The organism is Alkalihalophilus pseudofirmus OF4, from assembly GCF_000005825.2.
GTDB classification, from domain to species: domain Bacteria; phylum Bacillota; class Bacilli; order Bacillales; family Bacillaceae_D; genus Alkalihalophilus; species Alkalihalophilus pseudofirmus.
In genome coordinates this window covers 250260-271364 of sequence record NC_013791.2, presented here as the reverse complement: position 1 = coordinate 271364, position 21105 = coordinate 250260, and the positions used below count along the sequence as shown (strand labels likewise).

Here is a 21105-nt window from a genome sequence, read left to right as displayed (position 1 = left end):
TTCCGCTCCAATCAACGGTGTGAAAAGGTGACTAAGCTGTTCCAACAAAATAACAGACGACCTACCCTCATAAATGAATAGGCCGTCTGTTTTTTATTACTTTGAAAAGTAAATATCATTAGGTTTTTGTTTCCGGTAGGAGTCTGTGTTTCCCCCTACCTTAATAACATGTTCGGAGACGTTAAGTACATCTCCGCCTAATTTTTCACTTCTTCTCTTCTACTTCTTCTTCAGGTCTGTGCTTGCGATCTAAGTTCCACTTAATAAAAGCATAGACAACAAAGATCCACAAGATTGGGTGTGTTAAGCTAAGTCCGACTTGAGACTCTCCACCAAGAAAAGTGAACAGGGCAATTAATCCGATCACATAAAAGATGAAAAATATATCATGCTCCCATATAGGAATTCCCTGTCTTCTTCGTTTATCACGCGGCATCATCACTTCTGCTGCAACAGCAAAACCAAAACCAATCAATAATAAAATAAAGGTGCCTCTCCCGCCTAAGCCGCCATTGATCAGCTGAGGAAAGTAATCTAAAAATAGACCAACCGCTAGAACAACGAGCACTGCAATACGCAGCATTCGCGCCCGCTTCATTTTCTTCTCCACTCTCATGCTCCCCTTTTTTCCTTTTGCTCTAAGAGCCAGTAGTAATGCATACATACGACACAAAACATTGATGTTGCAGCAGCCACTACTCCCGAGTCATTTAATATAAGCAACGCAACGGATGCACAAATACCTGTCTGCAAAATTAAAGCGTGTAATTGATGACTTTTTTGCAATGTCTTCCTTATTAACATCACCATCACAACAAGATAGCTTGTCACAAATAATTGCGTCCAATTGGAATGCCTGAAGATCTTCCAGTTCATAGAAACTTTTCTTTCAATCGTATGGAGAAGATAGCTTAGATCCCCTGCAAATAAACGATTAAATCCAGCTCCAATATGCGTTTGGTTGCCTGTTAATTGTAGCACAAATAAAAATGAAAATAATAGAAGAAGAGAAGCCGCTCCAACGAGAATTGTACGGAGTAGAGTCCACTTAAATTGTAATAAACGAAATAGAAGAAAGAAATAGGCAATACCCGCAGCCAATGTTGCTCCAGCATTTGTTCCAAGCTCACTATGCCCCAATAAAATAAGCTGAATCGCTCCTAGTGCTACTACCATCATGACACTCATCTTCTCCTTTACCGATTGAAAACCGCTTAAAAGAGCAAGACCTGAAATAATATATATTCCCGCATATTCATTTCCAATGCCGTAATACCTTGCCCCAATGATAGGGTCATAGCCCAAATAGGACCGCTGCATAAAAGGGGTTCCTAAGAGTAAATCCAGTGAAATAAGAACAAATAACATGCCCCCTACGATGGTAATGGCATTTCTTTTAAACCGACTAATTACATATCCACAACCGAGTGAGAAAATAACAACAAAAAACACGAACGCTGTGATACCAATGTGGATAAGCAGTTTAGATCCTATAAGAAAAGGAATAGGTGAAAGAAGAGCTGATAAAATAATCATTTTTAATACATTCTGACCCATGATCTGAGGTTTTCTGAAAAAACTTAGCACCCCTGCTACGATCAATAAGATAACAAGTGTCGTAATATAGGCAGAAAGAACACTTGCCCTGGACTGATAAATTAAGGTTAATTCATCCACATGATCAAGCACTTTTTGTATATCTTCCTCACCTACATTCATTTTTTGCATGCTATGTCCAGGCAATTCTCTTGGATCATTCAAACCAAAATGAGCAAGAATGGAGGGTGCTATATCAAGATTGCTTACAAGATAATGCTGATTGGTCGTATTTGAGGTAAGATAGCCTCCATCTTCTTTATCCCATATCATAAGAGGAGCCAGCTGCTGTTTTTGATCATAAGCTTCTTTGTTCATCATCGGTGAAAGAAGCCACACCGTATGACCATTCTGATCTTGTTGGCGTAATTGTTCAATAAACGTCCCTAACCGCGTTAGCTGACGATCTCTTTCCTTATTAAAATGGGAATCCATCATCAAAGGTCTTTGTTCATATAACCGATGGAGATCGCCCCATTCTATGACAATCAGACCATTTCGGTCTTGTAATTCACTTAGTAAATATGCTTCATCCATTTCCTTTCCTGCCGGAGAGGCGGGAGACTTTTTTACAGATTGTTTATAGTCACCCTCCACCACCCCTTCTGAATCAATGACAAGAAGAGATCCATATCTTATTTTTTCAATTATCGTATCACTGTGGCCTAAAACAAAACGATTGATCCCAGTCTCTTTTAGCTTATCCCCAAGGATACCAACACGCGGTTGATAACTAGACTTGTCATTTTTACTTACTAAGCGGTGAAAATGTGGATGAATAAGACTAGATGATGAAACATGGCCAGTTAATTGAATCTGCAGCTCTCTTGCTGTCACATTAAACTCTGTTTTTTCATTGCCTTCATAGCTATTCCAGTCCTGCACCCCGACCGCTCTCCTGCCGCTTCCTATACTGACCATACTGTTTAAATAAGAATAAGGGCCATCTGGTTTAATGTTTAATGCACCGATCGCGGCTTCTTTCCACAGTTCTTTATTCTCTTCTGTCTCCAAAATACGTTTGACATCTTCAAAAGCAAGATCAGGAGCTATAACGATAATTAATGTTTGTTCATTTTTCGCGGATACCGGAATGTGAATAAATAAACAAATAATAAGAATTAACAAACCTACCTTTTGCGCCATAACTACCAGCCTTTTCATATAATTTTCTGACATATCCACATTATTCACAGGTTTATACACAGGTAAAACCCTTATATTATAAGGGTTCATTTAATAATTCACATTTAATCTCTACTTATCCACATTTAAAGTTAATAACAGTTTACCCCTTGCAAAGACGTATCTTTTTTAAGTTATCCACGTTATCCACATAAATGTTAATAAAAGCTGTGGACAAAATAGAGATCGCTTACATGCCTAAAAAAACCACCTAAAGGTAGCATTTGCACCAATAAGTGGTTTTAAACCTGAAAGTTACTCGTTATTCTCTTTCTAAATCAAGCCCTGGATTTCCATTTAAATCATACGCTGAAAATTTGCCCTGCTTGTATTTGATACTTGCTGCAGCCCCGATCATCGCTGCATTATCTGTGCATAAGTTTAATGGCGGGATAATTAACTCTACTTTTGTATGGTCAAAGGTTCGCTTAAGCTCTGCCCTTAACCCTTTATTCGCTGCTACTCCGCCTGCAAGAAGCACCTGTTTAACATTGTACTTCTCTTGCGCTTTTTTTGTTTTTGTTATTAATACATCTATTACACTTGCTTGAAAACTCGCTGCAAGATCCTGTGTATTAATTTCTTCACCACGCTGCTTCTGGTTGTGCAAGGTGTTTATAACTGCTGATTTTAATCCACTAAAACTAAAATCAAAGCTTTCGGGCTCAAGCCAAGCTCTTGGAAGGTCATAGCTAGGCTCGCCCTCATGTGCAAGCTTGTCAATGTGAGGCCCGCCAGGATATGGCAGACCAATTGTTCTAGCTACCTTGTCATAGGCTTCCCCTACAGCATCATCACGCGTTTCACCTATAATTTCAAATGATCCATCGCTCTCCATATACACAAGCTCCGTATGACCGCCTGAGACCACTAACGTCAGTAACGGAAACTCAAGTTTGTGGATAAGTTGGTTTGCATAAATATGACCAGCAATATGATGAACTCCGATTAACGGCAGGTTATGGGCAAATGCCATTGCTTTAGCCGCATTCACTCCAATTAACAGCGCTCCGACAAGACCCGGTCCTTCCGTTACAGCAATAGCAGAAAGGTCTTTAAAAGTCACTTCTGCCTCACTCATTGCTTCTTCAATAATGAGGGTAATTTGTTCAACATGGTGCCTAGATGCAATTTCCGGCACTACCCCGCCAAACCGTTTATGACTCTCAATTTGTGAGGAGACAATGTTGCTCAGGATCTCTTTCCCATCCTTAATTACCGCAGCAGACGTCTCATCACAGCTGGTTTCAATTGCTAATATCAATTCTTTATTCTCCATTTAAGTTCACCCACATTACCATTGCGTCTTCTTGGTTATCCGTGTAGTAATTTTTACGGATTCCACCCTCTTTAAAACCTAGCTTTTTATAAAGGCCTTGTGCAACGACATTACTCACTCTTACCTCAAGTGACATATGCACAGCCCCCAGCTCTCTAGCATGATTCATCGCATAAGAAAGAAGCTGTTCTCCAAACTTTTGTCCGCGCATAGAAGAATGTACCGCTATATTTGTAATTTGAGCATCTTCTCCTATCACCCAAAGACCACAATAGCCCGCAATATAGCCTTCTTTTTCACATACAAAGTAATGAGCATACTTATTCACGTGTAATTCATTAATAAAAATGGATGGCTTCCAGGGTGTAGGAAAAGAATTCTTTTCTACTTCATAGACCCCTTCAATGTCATCGATTGTCATTAAACGAATGATACTTTTCGCTTGCTCAATCATTGGACTCACACGCCTTCTTCTGCTGCTCGCTTTGCCATTTGGCTTCAGCTTCTGCAAGACGGAGATAACGAGGTACAAACGTATGAATAGACGCTACTGCTTCTTTCTCTTCCCCAAGTGCAGCTAACTCCCCGCCCCGAGGCAGAGTCATTTGAGCAGGAGCAAAGACCGCTTTATCACCCAGGGCTGATTGAATGTCTTCCTGATGCAGTTCAACGTCTTGTCCTACAAACAAAATAAGCCCCTCTATCTCTTTTAACTCTTCTAACCATTCATTTAGCATCCTTAATCGATCTTCTTTCTGAACGGTCATTTTATGCTGCTCGCCTCTATAAAGAGCTGTAAATACTTGTCCTCGTCTGGCATCTACAATAGGAACCGTATACCCTTCAAAGAAACGACCATTTTGTACCATTAATTCTAGACTCGAGACGCCGACGAGCGGTATATTTAAAGACCATGCTAAGGTCTTGGCTGTCGTCACTGCTATACGTACACCTGTATAAGAGCCAGGTCCATCAGCTACAACAACCTTTGTTAGCTGCTCTGGTGTAATTCCCGTATCTCTCATTAGTTGCTCAATGGCAGGCATTAAACGCAGCGAATGATTCTTTTTAACATTAGTCGTCATCTCACCCAACACTTTAGAGTCTTCTGTGACTGCAACAGTCAGTACATATGAGGACGTATCGATTGCTAATGTGTAGCCCATGTCGCTAACTCCTTACATAGTTGTTCATAACGGATTCCTCTTGCAAAAAATGATAATTCACGCGTCGTATCACCGGCATGAGTAACCACAATGTCTAAACGATCATTTGGAAGCTGTTCTCGGATGATGCTTGCCCATTCAATCACAGACACACCTTCACCTTCAAAATACTCTTCCAACCCAAGTTCTTCCGCGCCCTCATCTAAACGATAGACATCCATATGATAGAGCGGAATTCTTCCTTTATATTCTTTAATAATCGTAAAGGTTGGGCTGCTAACTACCCGTGTAACTCCTAACCCTTTTGCTAACCCTTTAGTAAAGCTGGTTTTACCTGCACCTAGATCACCTTCAAGCGTAAGTACATCACCAGCTTGTACAAGCTCTCCTACTCGCTCAGCTAGCTGCGCCGTTTCTTCGGGAGAGGTTGTTTTGATTGTCCATTTATCCATTGAAATCACCTATTTTGAAAAATGATTGTATCCCTTTTTTGAAAGCAAGATTTTTTCATTTTCTTTTTTTAAATATACTGCTGGCTGATTATCTATAACTTCACCTATTAGATGTAATGAGATCCCTTGCCTTTTACATTCTGCTTGTATTAAAGGAAAGGTTTCCTTAGAAGCTGTTCCAATCAGCTGAAAATCTTCTCCGCCATATAAAGCGGCATCGAGCTGCTGGTCTAACTCATTTGCTGACATAGCTGGATGAAGCGGTAATTTTTCTTCATATAATAATAAAGTGACCTGGCTGGCTTCAGCAATTTCGTTAGCTTCACTTGCTAGCCCATCACTCACATCATTTAATGAGATTCTCTCATTTGACTGGGCAAAAATTCGCCCTGCCCTCACTTGTGGAACCGGCTCTTGATGAGCTTTGATCAGTTCTTGTTCATGATCGAAGTAAGAAGCTTCATTTCCTTTTTCAAGTAATAGTGATAAACCTGCTGCCGAACCACCTACGTATCCTGTGACGAAAACATTATCCCCCACTTCAGCACTAGAACGAAGGAGGCTTCGATTCTTTTCAACTCTCCCAATGACAGTAACAGTAATTACTAGAGATTCTTGAATCGATACAGTATCTCCGCCTATCAAATCAACTTTAAATTGATCGGCCAAATCTTTCATCCCATGATAAACAGCTTCTAACTGCTCTTCACTCCAGCTCTTTGGGATAGCAATAGAAACCAGATAATAGTGAGGGACCGCTCCCATAGCTGCTAAATCACTTAGATTGACCGCTAATGCTTTTTTTCCAATCTGGTAAGGTGTCAGGGTGTCCTTCCTAAAATGAATCCCTTCTACCATAGTATCCACACATATGACCTCATCAAACAGATCCGTCCCGCTGTAAACAGCAGCGTCATCGCCGATCGCTACTTTCAAGGAAGATTGATGAGTATGACGGGGAGTAATCTTTGATATAAATGAAAACTCATCTTTCACATTCATGCCCCCTTCTGATGTACATCATCCTGCAAAAAACCTTAGGATAGATGTTCCTAAGGGTATCTGTATTAGTTTAGCTGATCTTATAAGTGATGTGCAAGCTATAATCAAAGTATGATAACATAGAAAAAACCGGAACAAATATGTTCCGGTTTCTCCAGGTATTGCGGGAGGAGGATTTGAACCTCCGACCTTCGGGTTATGAGCCCGACGAGCTACCAGACTGCTCCATCCCGCGACGCTATACTATTATTATAGACAACTTTTCAATTCTTAAACATAAGAATTGTTAGCCTGGCAACGTCCTACTCTCACAGGGGGAAGCCCCCAACTACCATCGGCGCAAAAGAGCTTAACGACCGTGTTCGGCATGGGAACGGGTGTGACCTCTTTGCTATCGCCACCAGACTATGTTGTCTCTAAGACATATATAAATATACCATGTGTTCTAAAACATTGCAAGCATTAATTAAAAATTCTTTTTAAGAAAATAAAAACTCAAATCAAAAACCGTTAAAGGTTCTTGATTTGAGCTTGTTTAATGGCATGCTGAAAAGCTTCTATTATATCTGTTTCATCCTCAATCCCCACAGAGATCCGCACCAGCTGCTTTCCGATCCCAAGCTCTGATCTCAATTCATCCGGGATCGTACGATGAGAAGTACGTAACGGGTAAGACACTGTTGTTTCTACTCCAGCAAGCGTAGGAGCAATTTTAACCCAGCTTAAGTTCTTAAAAAACTCTTCAACATCTACTTCTTCTGCTAAATCAATGCTTACCATAGCACCGTTCCCTTTAGCAGAAACATCGGTCGGATAATAAACTTTGCTTACTCCTGCACTTTTATTAAATGACTTTGCAAGGTTTGCAGCATTCTCGCATTGTCTTTGCATTCTTAAGCTTAATGTTTTTAAGCCCCTGCAGCCAAGCCACGCTTCAAAAGGTGTTAGATTGCAGCCAAGTGTCACAATTTTTGATTTTGCTTTCTGGATAAGCACAGCAGTCCCAACTAACACTCCAGCGTTGACATCACTGTGTCCGCCAATATATTTAGTAGCACTATGTACGATTAAATCTGCACCAATTTTAGCTGGCTGCAGTAAATAAGGCGTTGCAAATGTATTATCAATCATTGAATAGATCGTATGTTTTTTCGCAAGACTGATTACACCCTCGAGATCTTCTACCCGCAGCAAAGGGTTAGTGATCGATTCTGTATAAATCAGCACTGTACGGTCTGTGATCGCCTTCTCTACTGTCTCTAAGTCTCCAAATGAGACAAAGCTCACATCAATCCCCATATTGGGAAGCTCTTGTTCAAACAATTGATACGTCCCGCCATATAAATCTTCTGAAGCAAGGACATGATCGCCCTCTTTCGCCACTGCTAGCACTCCAGCTAGAATTGCCGACATACCTGAAGACGTAGCAACCCCGTCTTCTGCTCCTTCTAATAAAGCAATGCCTACCCCTAAGTCATCTGTATTCGGATTACTGTATCTTGAATATAAATAACTCTTTTCTCCTTCATAAAAGCTTTCCATATCATCAAGGTCTGAAAAGGTAAAGGCCGTTGTTTGATAAATTGGTTTTGCTTTGCTCACATGATAAGCTGATTCTTTCTTTTGAAAATGAACCGCTTGAGTATTAAATCGCTTCTCACGCATACACTCCAACTCCTTGTGTTCTCTTTCTATCATCTAAATAATAGTCTTATTGTTTACTTTAACACATTATCGTAACAAATACCTTTAAATTGTTGGAATAATTCGATATCAGATTAGCGATATACTTAGAAACTGAATGGAATGCGGGATTCTGGAGGGGTGATTTCAGATGTTGATTGGGGACCTGATTGGAGTGATTGCGTCAGTAGCACTCATTATTGCGTCAATTGCCTGGTTAATTGTATCCTTCTGTCTTGTAAATGGGTTGGTTGAGCGAGGAAATGCGTTAAAGCTCGTTTATTGCGCGGTTTATAAATCGATATGCGTCATTGGCATGAGGTATTATATATGAGTTTGCTGTTTATTGCGCGAGTTGATGAGCGAGGAGAACTGCTAGCTTAGCTCAAAAGCGCCCCTTGTCCCTTTATGCATACTAAAAAACATAATCCAATGGATTGTGTTTTATCTGCCTGGCAACGTCCTGGCTTACCCTTTCTCTTCTACGGGGAAGATTATTCATGCCGTTTCTCTTCGAAGTTTTTCATGAATCGTTACGAAGAGAAAGGGTTCGTCTCACAGGGGGACCACGAAGATTGTTCAAGATGAATGTCATGAAGGATACAGGAAGATTCGAAGGTGGCGCTGCTCCTTCGGACCAGGTAAGCTCTATTGCGCCCCTTATCCCTTTATGCATACTAAAAAACACAATCCTAATGGATTGTGTTTTATCTGCCTGGCAACGTCCTACTCTCACAGGGGGAAGCCCCCAACTACCATCGGCGCAAAAGAGCTTAACGACCGTGTTCGGCATGGGAACGGGTGTGACCTCTTTGCTATCGCCACCAAGCTTACGACCTGCCTAACTTCTCAGCTAGCTTGCTTCGAGCAAACGTAGTGCGCAGAAGCAGACCGTGTACTATAAAATTGAGATGGTTCTCTCAAAACTAGATAATGCCCACAGGATGTGGGTACCAGGCGTTGCGACAGGACGTCGCGAACTTAGCGTGGTTCAGTAAACACATACGTCAAGAATAATTTGGATAAGTCCTCGACCGATTAGTATCTGTCAGCTCCACATGTCGCCATGCTTCCACACCAGACCTATCAACCTCATCATCTCTAAGGGGTCTTACTGGATTAACTCCATGGGAAATCTCATCTTGAGGGGGGCTTCATGCTTAGATGCTTTCAGCACTTATCCCGTCCACACGTAGCTACCCAGCGATGCTCCTGGCGGAACAACTGGTACACCAGCGGTGTGTCCATCCCGGTCCTCTCGTACTAAGGACAGCTCCTCTCAAATTTCCTACGCCCGCGACGGATAGGGACCGAACTGTCTCACGACGTTCTGAACCCAGCTCGCGTACCGCTTTAATGGGCGAACAGCCCAACCCTTGGGACCTACTTCAGCCCCAGGATGCGATGAGCCGACATCGAGGTGCCAAACCTCCCCGTCGATGTGGACTCTTGGGGGAGATAAGCCTGTTATCCCCAGGGTAGCTTTTATCCGTTGAGCGATGGCCCTTCCATGCGGAACCACCGGATCACTAAGCCCGACTTTCGTCCCTGCTCGACTTGTAGGTCTCGCAGTCAAGCTCCCTTTTGCCTTTGCACTCTACGAATGATTTCCAACCATTCTGAGGGAACCTTTGGGCGCCTCCGTTACTGTTTAGGAGGCGACCGCCCCAGTCAAACTGCCCACCTGACACTGTCCCTGAACCGGATTACGGCTCGAGGTTAGAATGTCAGCACAGTCAGGGTAGTATCCCACCGACGCCTCCATCGAAGCTGGCGCTCCGACTTCCAAGGCTCCTACCTATCCTGTACAAACTGTACCAACATCCAATATCAAGCTACAGTAAAGCTCCATGGGGTCTTTCCGTCCTGTCGCGGGTAACCTGCATCTTCACAGGTACTATAATTTCACCGGGTCTCTCGTTGAGACAGTATCCAAGTCGTTACACCATTCGTGCGGGTCGGAACTTACCCGACAAGGAATTTCGCTACCTTAGGACCGTTATAGTTACGGCCGCCGTTTACTGGGGCTTCAATTCAGAGCTTCTCCCGTAAGGGATAACCCCTCCTCTTAACCTTCCAGCACCGGGCAGGTGTCAGCCCCTATACTTCGCCTTGCGGCTTCGCAGAGACCTGTGTTTTTGCTAAACAGTCGCTTGGATCTTTTCACTGCGGCTCTCTCAGGCATACACCCTACCAGAGCACCCCTTCTCCCGAAGTTACGGGGTCATTTTGCCGAGTTCCTTAACGAGAGTTCTCCCGAGCGTCTTAGAATTCTCTTCTCGCCTACCTGTGTCGGTTTGCGGTACGGGCACCTCTCACCTCGCTAGAGGCTTTTCTTGGCAGTGGAGGATCAGGAACTTCGGTACTACATTTCCCTCGCCATCACAACTCAGCCTTCGCGAGAAGCGGATTTGCCTACTTCTCAGCCTAATTGCTTGGACGCACATATCCATCAGTGCGCTTACCCTACCTTACTGCGTCCCCCCATTACTCAAACGGTGAGGAGGTGGTACAGGAATTTCAACCTGTTGTCCATCGCCTACGCTTTTCAGCCTCGGCTTAGGTCCCGACTTACCCTGAGCGGACGAGCCTTCCTCAGGAAACCTTGGGCTTTCGACGGAGGGGATTCTCACCCCTCTTTTCGCTACTCATACCGGCATTCTCACTTCTAAGCGCTCCACCAGTCCTCACGATCTGACTTCGCTGCACTTAGAACGCTCCCCTACCACTGACACCTAAGGTGTCAATCCATAGCTTCGGTGATACGTTTAGCCCCGGTACATTTTCGGCGCAGAGTCACTCGACCAGTGAGCTATTACGCACTCTTTAAATGGTGGCTGCTTCTAAGCCAACATCCTGGTTGTCTGGGCAACTCCACATCCTTTTCCACTTAACGTATACTTTGGGACCTTAGCTGATGGTCTGGGCTGTTTCCCTCTTGACTACGGATCTTAGCACTCGCAGTCTGACTCCCGAGTAAAAGTTTTTGGCATTCGGAGTTTGACTGAATTCGGTAATCCTGTGGGGACCCCTAGTCCAATCAGTGCTCTACCTCCAAAACTCTCAACCTCGAGGCTAGCCCTAAAGCTATTTCGGGGAGAACCAGCTATTTCCGAGTTCGATTGGCATTTCACCCCTACCCACACCTCATCCCCGCATTTTTCAACATGCGTGGGTTCGGGCCTCCATTCAGTGTTACCTGAACTTCACCCTGGACATGGGTAGATCACACGGTTTCGGGTCTACAACGGCGTACTCATTCGCCCTATTCAGACTCGCTTTCGCTACGGCTCCGCCTTATCAGCTTAACCTTGCACGACATCGTAACTCGCCGGTTCATTCTACAAAAGGCACGCTGTCACCCATTAACGGGCTCCAACTAGTTGTAGGCACACGGTTTCAGGATCTGTTTCACTCCCCTTCCGGGGTGCTTTTCACCTTTCCCTCACGGTACTGGTTCACTATCGGTCACTAGGTAGTATTTAGCCTTGGGAGATGGTCCTCCCGGATTCCGACGGGGTTTCACGTGTCCCGCCGTACTCAGGATCCACTCAGGAGGAAATAGAATTTCGACTACAGGGCTGTTACCTTGTGTCGCGGACCTTTCCAGATCGCTTCGCCTATCCTATTTCTTTGTAACTCCGTATAGAGTGTCCTACAACCCCAAGAGGCAAGCCTCTTGGTTTGGGCTGATACCGTTTCGCTCGCCGCTACTCAGGTAATCGCATTTGCTTTCTCTTCCTCTGGGTACTTAGATGTTTCAGTTCCCCAGGTCTGCCTCCTCATACCCTATGTATTCAGGTATGGGTACTATTCCATTACGAATAGTGGGTTCCCCCATTCGGATATCCTCGGATCAAAGCTCACTTACAGCTCCCCGAGGCGTTTCGCCGTTCGTCGCGTCCTTCTTCGGCTCCTAGTGCCAAGGCATTCACCGTGCGCCCTTTCTAACTTAACCAAAATTTAAAAAAGGTTGTTGAATTCTTGACATGCTCGTTCAATCTTCTCTATTAAAAGATACCGATGAACAAATATGTTTACATGGACTTCAGATAAACTTCGAATATCTTCGTTTACTTCACAACTCGCGTTCTCACGTACTGATGTACGCTCCGAGCACTCGCTTGATCGTATCCTCGATCTTCTCGTTTCTCTTTGTCCGTTTTCATTATCTAGTTTTCAAAGAACCATTGGTGGAGCCTAGCGGGATCGAACCGCTGACCTCCTGCGTGCAAGGCAGGCGCTCTCCCAGCTGAGCTAAGGCCCCACTTATAAGATATATATGGTGGGCCTGAGTGGACTCGAACCACCGACCTCACGCTTATCAGGCGTGCGCTCTAACCAGCTGAGCTACAGGCCCCTATCTTATTAGATAGAGAATAGAGAGTTTTGTGTTCTCTCAAAACTGAACAAGGCTACTGACTTAAATTACATCATGTAACACTTCTCAGTAATCGCTTCATGCAGCCTTGCGACGAGTAATCGCAGGAGCAAAAGCTTTAATAGAGAGTTTTGCGTTCTCTCAAAACTGAACAAAAGATCCAAAGCGTATATGATCGTAAGATCATACATCGACTAGAGTTAAATACTCCATAGAAAGGAGGTGATCCAGCCGCACCTTCCGATACGGCTACCTTGTTACGACTTCACCCCAATCATCTGTCCCACCTTAGGCGGCTGGCTCCAAAAGGTTACCTCACCGACTTCGGGTGTTACAAACTCTCGTGGTGTGACGGGCGGTGTGTACAAGGCCCGGGAACGTATTCACCGCGGCATGCTGATCCGCGATTACTAGCAATTCCGGCTTCATGTAGGCGAGTTGCAGCCTACAATCCGAACTGAGAATGGCTTTATGGGATTCGCTCAACCTCGCGGTTTTGCAGCCCTTTGTACCATCCATTGTAGCACGTGTGTAGCCCAGGTCATAAGGGGCATGATGATTTGACGTCATCCCCACCTTCCTCCGGTTTGTCACCGGCAGTCACCTTAGAGTGCCCAACTGAATGCTGGCAACTAAGATCAAGGGTTGCGCTCGTTGCGGGACTTAACCCAACATCTCACGACACGAGCTGACGACAACCATGCACCACCTGTCACTTTGTCCCCCGAAGGGGAAAGCTCTATCTCTAGAGTGGTCAAAGGATGTCAAGACCTGGTAAGGTTCTTCGCGTTGCTTCGAATTAAACCACATGCTCCACTGCTTGTGCGGGCCCCCGTCAATTCCTTTGAGTTTCAACCTTGCGGTCGTACTCCCCAGGCGGAGTGCTTAATGTGTTAACTTCGGCACTAAGGGCATCGAAACCCCTAACACCTAGCACTCATCGTTTACGGCGTGGACTACCAGGGTATCTAATCCTGTTTGCTCCCCACGCTTTCGCGCCTCAGCGTCAGTTACAGACCAGAGAGTCGCCTTCGCCACTGGTGTTCCTCCACATATCTACGCATTTCACCGCTACACGTGGAATTCCACTCTCCTCTTCTGTACTCAAGTCTCCCAGTTTCCAATGACCCTCCACGGTTGAGCCGTGGGCTTTCACATCAGACTTAAGAGACCGCCTGCGCGCGCTTTACGCCCAATAATTCCGGACAACGCTTGCCACCTACGTATTACCGCGGCTGCTGGCACGTAGTTAGCCGTGGCTTTCTGGTTAGGTACCGTCAAGGTGCCGCCTTATTCAAACGGCACTTGTTCTTCCCTAACAACAGAGCTTTACGATCCGAAAACCTTCATCACTCACGCGGCGTTGCTCCGTCAGACTTTCGTCCATTGCGGAAGATTCCCTACTGCTGCCTCCCGTAGGAGTCTGGGCCGTGTCTCAGTCCCAGTGTGGCCGATCACCCTCTCAGGTCGGCTACGCATCGTCGCCTTGGTAAGCCGTTACCTTACCAACTAGCTAATGCGCCGCGGGCCCATCTGTAAGTGATAGCCAGAGGCCATCTTTTACCGCTCCACCATGAGGTGGAACGGGTTATCCGGTATTAGCCCCGGTTTCCCGGAGTTATCCCAGTCTTACAGGCAGGTTGCCCACGTGTTACTCACCCGTCCGCCGCTAACATCAGGGAGCAAGCTCCCATCAGTCCGCTCGACTTGCATGTATTAGGCACGCCGCCAGCGTTCGTCCTGAGCCAGGATCAAACTCTCCATAAAAGTGTTTGATTAAGCTCACTTACACAGGATGAAAAATCATCTTGCGTTAATAATTGACGAGATATCATGTATCTCTATTTCGCTTGGCTTTTGTTCAGTTTTCAAAGAACTTTTTGTTTGTCGCTCGTTGGCGACTTAACTATCTTAACAAGTCTAAATCGAACCGTCAAGAACTTTTTAAAATATTTTATGGTGGGCCTGAGTGGACTCGAACCACCGACCTCACGCTTATCAGGCGTGCGCTCTAACCAGCTGAGCTACAGGCCCTAAAAAAGGCAATAAAAAAAGCACTCCCACCAAATATTTTGTTGGAGCGGGCGATGGGAATCGAACCCACATCATCAGCTTGGAAGGCTGAGGTTTTACCACTAAACTACGCCCGCATATTAAAAGAAATAAGATGGTCGGGAAGACAGGATTTGAACCTGCGACCCCCTGGTCCCAAACCAGGTGCTCTACCAAGCTGAGCCACTTCCCGATATATAAATCACTAATGGTGCGCCCTGAGAGATTCGAACTCCCGACCTTTTGATTCGTAGTCAAACACTCTATCCAGCTGAGCTAAGGGCGCCAATTGGTGCGGTTGAGAGGACTCGAACCTCCACGGGGTCAACCCCCACTAGGCCCTCAACCTAGCGCGTCTGCCATTCCGCCACAACCGCTAAATGTATGATATCCGTATCTGCACCTTAATTTTTAAAATAAAAGTGCGGGTGAAGGGACTCGAACCCCCACGTCGTAAGACACTAGATCCTAAGTCTAGCGCGTCTGCCAATTCCGCCACACCCGCGTATGAAATTAACTAATAAAAATGGCGGTCCGGACGGGACTCGAACCCGCGACCTCCTGCGTGACAGGCAGGCATTCTAACCAACTGAACTACCGGACCATATGGTGGAGGATGACGGGCTCGAACCGCCGACCCCCTGCTTGTAAGGCAGGTGCTCTCCCAGCTGAGCTAATCCTCCATATGTTGGTGACCCGTACGGGATTCGAACCCGTGTTACCGCCGTGAAAGGGCGGTGTCTTAACCGCTTGACCAACGGGCCACAACTTAAGAAAAGATACTGGCGGAGAAGGAGGGATTTGAACCCTCGCGCCGCTCGCGCGACCTACACCCTTAGCAGGGGCGCCCCTTCAGCCACTTGGGTACTTCTCCGTGGCTCCACAGGTAGGACTCGAACCTACGACCGATCGGTTAACAGCCGATTGCTCTACCACTGAGCTACTGTGGAATATTGTGGTGTTTATGTTGCTGACTTTAAACATTATATCGAAAGTGTTTTTTGATGTCAACACTTTTTTCGAAATCGCTTTTCGATTTGCTTGTCTCGTTCAGCGACTTCTATAATATAGCACAGCTCTTTTAAAATAGGCAACACTTTTTTTATAATTTTTTTCTCAATTTGCCTCTGCACTTCCCACACACATATTTAGACGTATCGATCCTTCGCTTCCGGCTATATAAAAGATGACAACCTTGACACTCATATTCATGTAGAACTTTCGTTTGTCTCTTAGCTCCAGGTATTTCTCTGCAATACCTGGCTCCTCCTACGTGCGCCAACAGCTCTTTAAAGTCAGCATCTCTATGCTTATAGCCTCTTCCTTCTATATGAAGATGATAATGACACAATTCATGTTTAATAATCTTTATTAATTCTTCTTCCCCATATAATTGATACTGCTTAGGGTTAAATTCTAGATTGTGTGACCTTAACAAGTATCTGCCACCAGTCGTACGTAATCTTGAATTAAACGTCGCTTCGTGTACAAATGGTTTGTTAAAACTAGTTAGAGAGATCTCTTCAACCATTTTTTGCAGTTCGCTCTGATTCAATGTCCCCCGCCCCCATACAAAATACAATCAACACTGACAAACTCTCCTACATATACTAAATATACTACCACAACTAATAAGGAGTTGGGAGAAATGCCGACCTGGTTACGCACTCAACTACAAAAGGCTTTCAAAGAGCAGAACCGCCATCAAATAAAGATCCTTAATCAATGTTGGTTTTACTATCAACGAAAAGAGCAAATGAATAAGCATTTAGGTTAAAGCAAATGGCCATGCGAAAATGCATGGCCATTTCTTTATTTATACTGTTTGCACAGCCGGCTCTAGCATCGTGAGAGCAACCCTGCCTTTTTTTATGTCAACATCCTCAACCCATACCGTTACAATTTCTCCAACAGCCACTACCTCAAGAGGATGCTTCACAAACCTTTTAGTTAGTTTAGAAATATGAACTAATCCGTCTTGCTTTACCCCTACATCAACAAACGCTCCAAAATCGACTACATTTCTCACAGTCCCTTGAAGTTCCATCCCGCGAGTCAAGTCTTCTAATCGAAGAACCCCCTGCTTTAACAAAGGTTTCGCTACTTCATCACGTGGATCTCGAGTCGGCCTGATAAGTGTTGCAATAATATCTTTAACAGTCGGCATACCAAGCCCAAGCTCTTCTGCTATTTGATGTTCGTTCAATCCAGACAGTTTTTCGCTTAACTCTTTTGTTCCTACATCTTTTCGTGCAGCGCCGACCTTATCAAGCAGCGCTTCGGTTTCCTTATAGGTCTCTGGATGAATCCCTGTAGCATCAAGCGGATTCTTCCCTCCTTGAATGCGTAAGAAGCCAATACACTGTTCATACGTTTTCGCACCTAGCCTAGGTACTTTCTTTAATTGTGCACGGCTTGTAAACCGGCCTTCTTCCTCTCTGCGTTTCACAATATTTACAGCAACCGACTTCGATAGTCCAGCTACATATTGCAATAATGAGACGGAGGCAGTATTCACATTTACACCAACTTGGTTAACTACGGTCTCTACTACAAATGTTAACGATTCTGATAATCTTTTTTGCGCAACATCATGTTGATATTGACCCACACCAACGGACTTCGGATCAATTTTCACGAGTTCAGCTAATGGGTCCTGCAGCCTTCTTGCAATAGAAACAGCACTTCTTTCTTCAACTTGAAATTCCGGAAACTCCTCACGCCCTAGCTCAGAAGCAGAATACACACTCGCTCCAGCTTCATTTACAATCAGATAATACAATTCTCCCGGTAAATCGTTGATAAGGTCAGCAATAAACTGCTCCGTCTCTCTCGAAGCTGTGCCGTTCCCAATAGCAATCATTTCTACCTTATGTTCTTTAACTAATTGTTTCACTTTCGCTGCTGCTTTTTCAACTTCATTTCTAGGCGGCGTTGGATAAACAACTCCTATATCGAGTACCTTTCCAGTCCCGTCCACCACAGCTAACTTGCACCCTGTACGGTAAGCCGGATCTACTCCAAGCACAACCTTATCTTTAATAGGCGGCTGTAACAGGAGGTTTCTCAAATTCTCTGAAAAGATATGAATTGCTTGTTCTTCAGCTTTTGCAGTCAGTTCGTTCCTTATTTCTCGTTCAATTGATGGTTCTATTAAACGTTTATATCCATCTTGAATAGCCAGCTTAACATACTCAGCAGCTGGTGAGTCTCCTGCGCGAGACATATAACGCTTCTCGATCTCCCCTATCATTTTCTCTGCCTGAAACTCAATTCCCGCTTTTAAAACCCCGTCTTTTTCTCCACGGTTCACAGCAAGAATTCTGTGAGGCACGATGGAGCGGACTGCTTCTGTATAATCGTAATACATTTCATATGTACCTTTTTCATCAAGTTGCTTGTCTTTAACAACCGTTTTAATGTGGCCTTCTTTAAACGAGCGTTCACGAATGAACTTTCTTAGATCCGCATCGTCAGATACCCATTCAGCAATAATATCTTCGGCACCGGCGAGCGCCTCTTCAATCGTAGCTACACCTTTTTCTTCATCAATATATTGAAGTGCTTCTTTAGAAACATCAGCTTGTTTTGGATACGTAATTAGCCATTCCGCTAAAGGCTGCAACCCTTTTTCTTTTGCTGTGGTAGCTCTTGTACGCCTTTTTTGCTTATAAGGTCTATAGAGATCCTCTATTTCTTGAAGCTTCATAGCCTGATCAATTTTTAAAGCGAGCTCATCTGTCAACTTATCCTGTTCACCGATTAAGCGTTTAACCTCGTCTTTTCGCTGCTGAAGCTGATTTGCATACTCCCATCTCTCAACGATTGTACGGATTTGGACTTCATCTAATGATCCAGTCAATTCTTTTCTGTAGCGCGCAATAAAAGGCACTGTATTTCCCTCTTCAACTAGATCAATTAAATTTCTTATGTACTTTTCATTTACAGACAATTCTTTTTCTATTTCTTGAATTAACTTTTTATGAAAATCATTCATCTCATCGAGCTCCTTTACTAGTAGCCTGTATCCTTAATCATATCATATGCCTCTTCACGTAACTAACTTCCCTATCTTTCGTGAATATCCTTCTAGCTCCATAAAACAAAAATAAACCCCCTTTATAAGTTAAGGAGGTTTACTAATTTAGCTTTCCTACTAGTAACGTCACATCATCAACAGCAAATCGATCAAGTGTTAATAAATGCTTAAATTCTTCCTTTAAAGAACCAAGCGTAAGTAGATTTTTCTTAGAGAAAGGGATCTTTACCCCATCTGAATATAGCATAAAAATACTGCCTTTCTTATAGGAAAAATGTTTACTTTTAACCATAACTTTTCTACCTGATAAATAACCCCTAATGGGTATAGGCTGAAGCGTAGTGCCGTCTGGTTCATACATGACAAACCCGATGTTGCCGAAGTTACAATAAATAACCTCTTCTTTTTGGAAATCGACTTTTACTAATGTTAGAACTGCACCGCGTTTGTTAACCATTGCTTGATTACAACGAGTGACAATTTCATCAACTTCTAAAAATCGATTTTCTTTGATTACTTCAATAGCTGCATCAGCAGATTCAGAAGCTCCCTCACCGCTGCCTAAACCATCAACCACCGCGCATAATGTAAAATCCTCTTCTTCAACTACGACATGAGCATCACCACAGTGAACATTCCCCGGTTTAGGCTGTTGAACTGCAGCTACCTCAATGTGTTTGTTTTCATAAAGAGAAATCATATTATAAAATCTCCGAAGGCTCGACTTTAATTGAATCTCGTAATTTTTGTAACGCCCTACGTTGAAGGCGTGATACATGCATTTGAGAAATACCGAGTTTTTCCCCTGTTTCTTTTTGGCTCAAATTGTCATAGTAGGTTAGCATAAGAATTTGTTTTTCACGTTCATTAAGCACTTGGAATGCTTTTTGAAGCAGCATCTTTTGATCAGTTTTCTCAAACCCGCTGTCTTCATTGCCGACAAGGTCAAGCAATGTAACTTCTCCACCTTCTTGGTCAGCCTCAAGCGAACGGTCAACAGATAACGCTTGATAACTTTTGCTCATCTCCATTGTCTCTAGAACTTCCTCTTCAGAGACCTCTAGATACGCAGCAATTTCATGAACAAGTGGAGAGCGGTTAAGTTCAACCGTCAAGGATTCTACAGCCTTTTTGATTTTAGGACCTAACTCTTTAATACGTCTTGGAACATGGACGCTCCACGTTTTATCACGTATGAATCGTTTGATCTCACCGACAATAGTTGGTACGGCAAAAGATTCAAAACTACGTCCAAACTCACTGTCAAATCGAGTTAGGGCAGCGAGCAGACCTACCATTCCAACTTGGTATAGATCTTCGTCGTATTCCCGTCCTTTAGAAAACTTCCGAGCTAATGAACGGACAAGAGCCTCATAATGTTTAACCAGCTTTACTTGAACCTCTTCTTCGCCTGTTTCCTGATAAAGGCGAATCCATTCATATACCTCATCTTTGTTCTGTTTGTGTGGAAGGGACTCCGTCGACATTTTTCTCCACCTCATCTCCGTGAATGAACTTTGTCATCATTAGGATAACCCCTGATTCATCATTGATTTCCACTTTGTCCATTAAAGTGTTGATGAGGAAGAGGCCAAGCCCCCCTTCTTTCAAATCACCGACCGGCTTAGTCGAGTCAACCGGACCTAAACGCTCACGTAAACCATTGATATCAAAACTTTGTCCGCGGTCCGCTATGACAATTTCCATACGGTCTTCGTGCAGCACAAAAGAAGCGGAAATCAACCCTTCATCTTCATACGCGTGGTTTACTACGTTCGTACATGCTTCTGCAACTGCAATCTTAATATCTTCAATATCGTCGTACGTAAATCCAAGGCGATTGGCAATTCCAGAAACCGTCAAACGCACGACGCCAACAAATTCAGGCTTAGCCGGAACACTCATCTCGATGTGATCTACTTGCTGTTCGTTCATTTCGCTTCCTCCCCTTTAATCGGTTCGATCTGGATAACCTCGTCTAATCCAGTAATCGTAAACAGGCGGTGTACCCGTTCAGATAACCCCGTTAACACTAACGAACTGTCTTTCGAGTCTGTTAATTTTAAAATTCCTACAAAAATCCCCAAGCCTGTACTATCTATATATTGAACGTTTGTTAAATCGACGATAATCTTATTTGATCCTTGCTCAGCAAGCGGTGTTAGTGTGCTGCGCAGCTTCGGCGCGGTATAGGCATCAATTTCTCCTGTTACATATACAAGCTCTGCGCCCTCTGACTGTTCATGACGAATATCTAAGTTCATCTATAA

The 21105-nt window shown here is 44.1% G+C and carries 16 protein-coding genes, 14 tRNA genes and 4 rRNA genes; 2 read left to right on the top strand and 32 right to left on the bottom strand.

Annotation, left to right across the window (positions count from 1 at the left end; translation table 11 throughout):
- Positions 1-205 precede the first annotated feature (205 nt).
- The 10 genes from BPOF4_RS01490 to BPOF4_RS01445 form a co-directional block, all read right to left on the bottom strand.
- Positions 206-616, bottom strand: coding sequence for a hypothetical protein (locus BPOF4_RS01490; protein WP_412675614.1), 411 nt, complete (start codon positions 614-616; stop codon positions 206-208).
- Positions 613-2790: a hypothetical protein gene (locus BPOF4_RS01485; protein WP_158305543.1), complete on the bottom strand. Its 2178-nt coding sequence runs from the start codon at positions 2788-2790 to the stop codon at positions 613-615. Before BPOF4_RS01485 ends, BPOF4_RS01490 begins: the two co-directional genes overlap by 4 nt.
- A 253-nt stretch (positions 2791-3043) precedes the next feature.
- Positions 3044-4060, bottom strand: coding sequence for a tRNA (adenosine(37)-N6)-threonylcarbamoyltransferase complex transferase subunit TsaD (tsaD, locus tag BPOF4_RS01480; protein WP_012957274.1), 1017 nt, complete (start codon positions 4058-4060; stop codon positions 3044-3046).
- Positions 4050-4514, bottom strand: coding sequence for a ribosomal protein S18-alanine N-acetyltransferase (gene rimI, locus BPOF4_RS01475; protein ID WP_012957273.1), 465 nt, complete (start codon positions 4512-4514; stop codon positions 4050-4052). Before rimI ends, tsaD begins: the two co-directional genes overlap by 11 nt.
- Positions 4507-5226, bottom strand: coding sequence for a tRNA (adenosine(37)-N6)-threonylcarbamoyltransferase complex dimerization subunit type 1 TsaB (gene tsaB / locus BPOF4_RS01470; RefSeq protein WP_012957272.1), 720 nt, complete (start codon positions 5224-5226; stop codon positions 4507-4509). Before tsaB ends, rimI begins: the two co-directional genes overlap by 8 nt.
- Positions 5211-5678 carry a tRNA (adenosine(37)-N6)-threonylcarbamoyltransferase complex ATPase subunit type 1 TsaE gene (gene tsaE / locus BPOF4_RS01465; RefSeq protein ID WP_012957271.1) on the bottom strand — a complete coding sequence of 156 codons (468 nt, stop codon included), beginning with the start codon at positions 5676-5678 and terminating at the stop codon, positions 5211-5213. The genes tsaB and tsaE overlap by 16 nt, the downstream gene beginning before the upstream one ends.
- A gap of 9 nt (positions 5679-5687) precedes the next feature.
- Entirely contained in the window at positions 5688-6680 is a 993-nt protein-coding gene (gene thiL, locus BPOF4_RS01460) for a thiamine-phosphate kinase (RefSeq protein WP_337999208.1), read from the bottom strand.
- 161 nt (positions 6681-6841) lie between these two features.
- Positions 6842-6915, bottom strand: a tRNA-Met gene (locus BPOF4_RS01455).
- 54 nt (positions 6916-6969) lie between these two features.
- Positions 6970-7085, bottom strand: a 5S ribosomal RNA gene (gene rrf, locus BPOF4_RS01450).
- Positions 7086-7190: 105 nt separating this feature from the next.
- Positions 7191-8345 (bottom strand): trans-sulfuration enzyme family protein, encoded by a 1155-nt coding sequence (locus BPOF4_RS01445; protein ID WP_012957269.1) that lies wholly within the window; start codon positions 8343-8345, stop codon positions 7191-7193.
- Between the two features lie 169 nt (positions 8346-8514).
- Between BPOF4_RS01445 and BPOF4_RS01440 the strand changes: the two genes are divergently transcribed.
- Complete coding sequence (locus BPOF4_RS01440) at positions 8515-8697, top strand: hypothetical protein (protein ID WP_012957268.1); 183 nt, start codon at positions 8515-8517, stop codon at positions 8695-8697.
- Positions 8698-9076: 379 nt separating this feature from the next.
- On the opposite strand, the gene rrf (BPOF4_RS01435) is transcribed toward BPOF4_RS01440, so the two are convergent.
- The 17 genes from rrf (BPOF4_RS01435) to BPOF4_RS01355 all read right to left on the bottom strand — a co-directional run bounded on the left by rrf (BPOF4_RS01435) (position 9077) and on the right by BPOF4_RS01355 (position 16351).
- Positions 9077-9192, bottom strand: a 5S ribosomal RNA gene (gene rrf / locus BPOF4_RS01435).
- 189 nt (positions 9193-9381) lie between these two features.
- A 23S ribosomal RNA gene (locus BPOF4_RS01430) occupies positions 9382-12321 on the bottom strand.
- Positions 12322-12554: 233 nt separating this feature from the next.
- A tRNA-Ala gene (locus tag BPOF4_RS01425) sits at positions 12555-12630 on the bottom strand.
- 16 nt (positions 12631-12646) lie between these two features.
- Positions 12647-12723, bottom strand: a tRNA-Ile gene (locus tag BPOF4_RS01420).
- Between the two features lie 236 nt (positions 12724-12959).
- Positions 12960-14511, bottom strand: a 16S ribosomal RNA gene (locus tag BPOF4_RS01415).
- Together the 16S, 23S and 5S rRNA genes with 14 tRNA genes alongside form the textbook arrangement of a ribosomal RNA operon.
- A gap of 190 nt (positions 14512-14701) precedes the next feature.
- Positions 14702-14778, bottom strand: a tRNA-Ile gene (locus tag BPOF4_RS01410).
- Positions 14779-14820: 42 nt separating this feature from the next.
- A tRNA-Gly gene (locus BPOF4_RS01405) sits at positions 14821-14894 on the bottom strand.
- Positions 14895-14912: 18 nt separating this feature from the next.
- Positions 14913-14989, bottom strand: a tRNA-Pro gene (locus BPOF4_RS01400).
- A gap of 16 nt (positions 14990-15005) precedes the next feature.
- Positions 15006-15082 (bottom strand) — tRNA-Arg (locus BPOF4_RS01395).
- Between the two features lie 4 nt (positions 15083-15086).
- A tRNA-Leu gene (locus BPOF4_RS01390) sits at positions 15087-15173 on the bottom strand.
- A 46-nt stretch (positions 15174-15219) separates the two neighbouring features.
- Positions 15220-15301: transfer RNA gene (locus tag BPOF4_RS01385), tRNA-Leu, on the bottom strand.
- 22 nt (positions 15302-15323) lie between these two features.
- Positions 15324-15400: transfer RNA gene (locus tag BPOF4_RS01380), tRNA-Asp, on the bottom strand.
- Positions 15401-15403: 3 nt separating this feature from the next.
- A tRNA-Val gene (locus BPOF4_RS01375) sits at positions 15404-15479 on the bottom strand.
- Between the two features lie 6 nt (positions 15480-15485).
- Positions 15486-15560: transfer RNA gene (locus BPOF4_RS01370), tRNA-Glu, on the bottom strand.
- A gap of 19 nt (positions 15561-15579) precedes the next feature.
- Positions 15580-15670, bottom strand: a tRNA-Ser gene (locus tag BPOF4_RS01365).
- 1 nt (position 15671) lies between these two features.
- Positions 15672-15746: transfer RNA gene (locus BPOF4_RS01360), tRNA-Asn, on the bottom strand.
- Between the two features lie 152 nt (positions 15747-15898).
- A complete protein-coding gene (locus BPOF4_RS01355) occupies positions 15899-16351 on the bottom strand; it encodes a SprT family protein (RefSeq protein WP_012957267.1) in 453 nt (150 codons plus the stop codon).
- Between the two features lie 93 nt (positions 16352-16444).
- Between BPOF4_RS01355 and cmpA the strand changes: the two genes are divergently transcribed.
- Positions 16445-16573, top strand: coding sequence for a cortex morphogenetic protein CmpA (gene cmpA, locus BPOF4_RS21860; protein WP_012957266.1), 129 nt, complete (start codon positions 16445-16447; stop codon positions 16571-16573).
- A 39-nt stretch (positions 16574-16612) separates the two neighbouring features.
- On the opposite strand, the gene BPOF4_RS01350 is transcribed toward cmpA, so the two are convergent.
- The 5 genes from BPOF4_RS01350 to BPOF4_RS01330 form a co-directional block, all read right to left on the bottom strand.
- Complete coding sequence (locus tag BPOF4_RS01350; RefSeq protein ID WP_012957265.1) at positions 16613-18793, bottom strand: Tex family protein; 2181 nt, start codon at positions 18791-18793, stop codon at positions 16613-16615.
- 142 nt (positions 18794-18935) lie between these two features.
- Complete coding sequence (locus BPOF4_RS01345; protein WP_012957264.1) at positions 18936-19535, bottom strand: SpoIIE family protein phosphatase; 600 nt, start codon at positions 19533-19535, stop codon at positions 18936-18938.
- 1 nt (position 19536) lies between these two features.
- Positions 19537-20322, bottom strand: coding sequence for an RNA polymerase sigma factor SigB (gene sigB / locus BPOF4_RS01340; RefSeq protein WP_012957263.1), 786 nt, complete (start codon positions 20320-20322; stop codon positions 19537-19539).
- Entirely contained in the window at positions 20282-20770 is a 489-nt protein-coding gene (rsbW, locus tag BPOF4_RS01335) for an anti-sigma B factor RsbW (RefSeq protein WP_012957262.1), read from the bottom strand. Before rsbW ends, sigB begins: the two co-directional genes overlap by 41 nt.
- Positions 20767-21099 (bottom strand): STAS domain-containing protein, encoded by a 333-nt coding sequence (locus tag BPOF4_RS01330; RefSeq protein ID WP_012957261.1) that lies wholly within the window; start codon positions 21097-21099, stop codon positions 20767-20769. Before BPOF4_RS01330 ends, rsbW begins: the two co-directional genes overlap by 4 nt.
- Between the last annotated feature and the right edge of the window lie 6 nt (positions 21100-21105).

Coding starts and splice junctions, on each gene's coding strand:
- BPOF4_RS01445 (WP_012957269.1), bottom strand. CDS start 8,345: ATGCGTGAGAAGCGATTTAATACTCAAGCGGTTCATTTTCAAAAGAAA.
- tsaE (WP_012957271.1), bottom strand. CDS start 5,678: ATGGATAAATGGACAATCAAAACAACCTCTCCCGAAGAAACGGCGCAG.
- thiL (WP_337999208.1), bottom strand. CDS start 6,680: ATGAATGTGAAAGATGAGTTTTCATTTATATCAAAGATTACTCCCCGT.
- rimI (WP_012957273.1), bottom strand. CDS start 4,514: ATGATTGAGCAAGCGAAAAGTATCATTCGTTTAATGACAATCGATGAC.
- rsbW (WP_012957262.1), bottom strand. CDS start 20,770: ATGAACGAACAGCAAGTAGATCACATCGAGATGAGTGTTCCGGCTAAG.
- cmpA (WP_012957266.1), top strand. CDS start 16,445: ATGCCGACCTGGTTACGCACTCAACTACAAAAGGCTTTCAAAGAGCAG.
- BPOF4_RS01490 (WP_412675614.1), bottom strand. CDS start 616: ATGAGAGTGGAGAAGAAAATGAAGCGGGCGCGAATGCTGCGTATTGCA.
- tsaD (WP_012957274.1), bottom strand. CDS start 4,060: ATGGAGAATAAAGAATTGATATTAGCAATTGAAACCAGCTGTGATGAG.
- BPOF4_RS01330 (WP_012957261.1), bottom strand. CDS start 21,099: ATGAACTTAGATATTCGTCATGAACAGTCAGAGGGCGCAGAGCTTGTA.
- BPOF4_RS01345 (WP_012957264.1), bottom strand. CDS start 19,535: ATGATTTCTCTTTATGAAAACAAACACATTGAGGTAGCTGCAGTTCAA.
- tsaB (WP_012957272.1), bottom strand. CDS start 5,226: ATGGGCTACACATTAGCAATCGATACGTCCTCATATGTACTGACTGTT.
- BPOF4_RS01350 (WP_012957265.1), bottom strand. CDS start 18,793: ATGAATGATTTTCATAAAAAGTTAATTCAAGAAATAGAAAAAGAATTG.
- sigB (WP_012957263.1), bottom strand. CDS start 20,322: ATGTCGACGGAGTCCCTTCCACACAAACAGAACAAAGATGAGGTATAT.
- BPOF4_RS01440 (WP_012957268.1), top strand. CDS start 8,515: ATGTTGATTGGGGACCTGATTGGAGTGATTGCGTCAGTAGCACTCATT.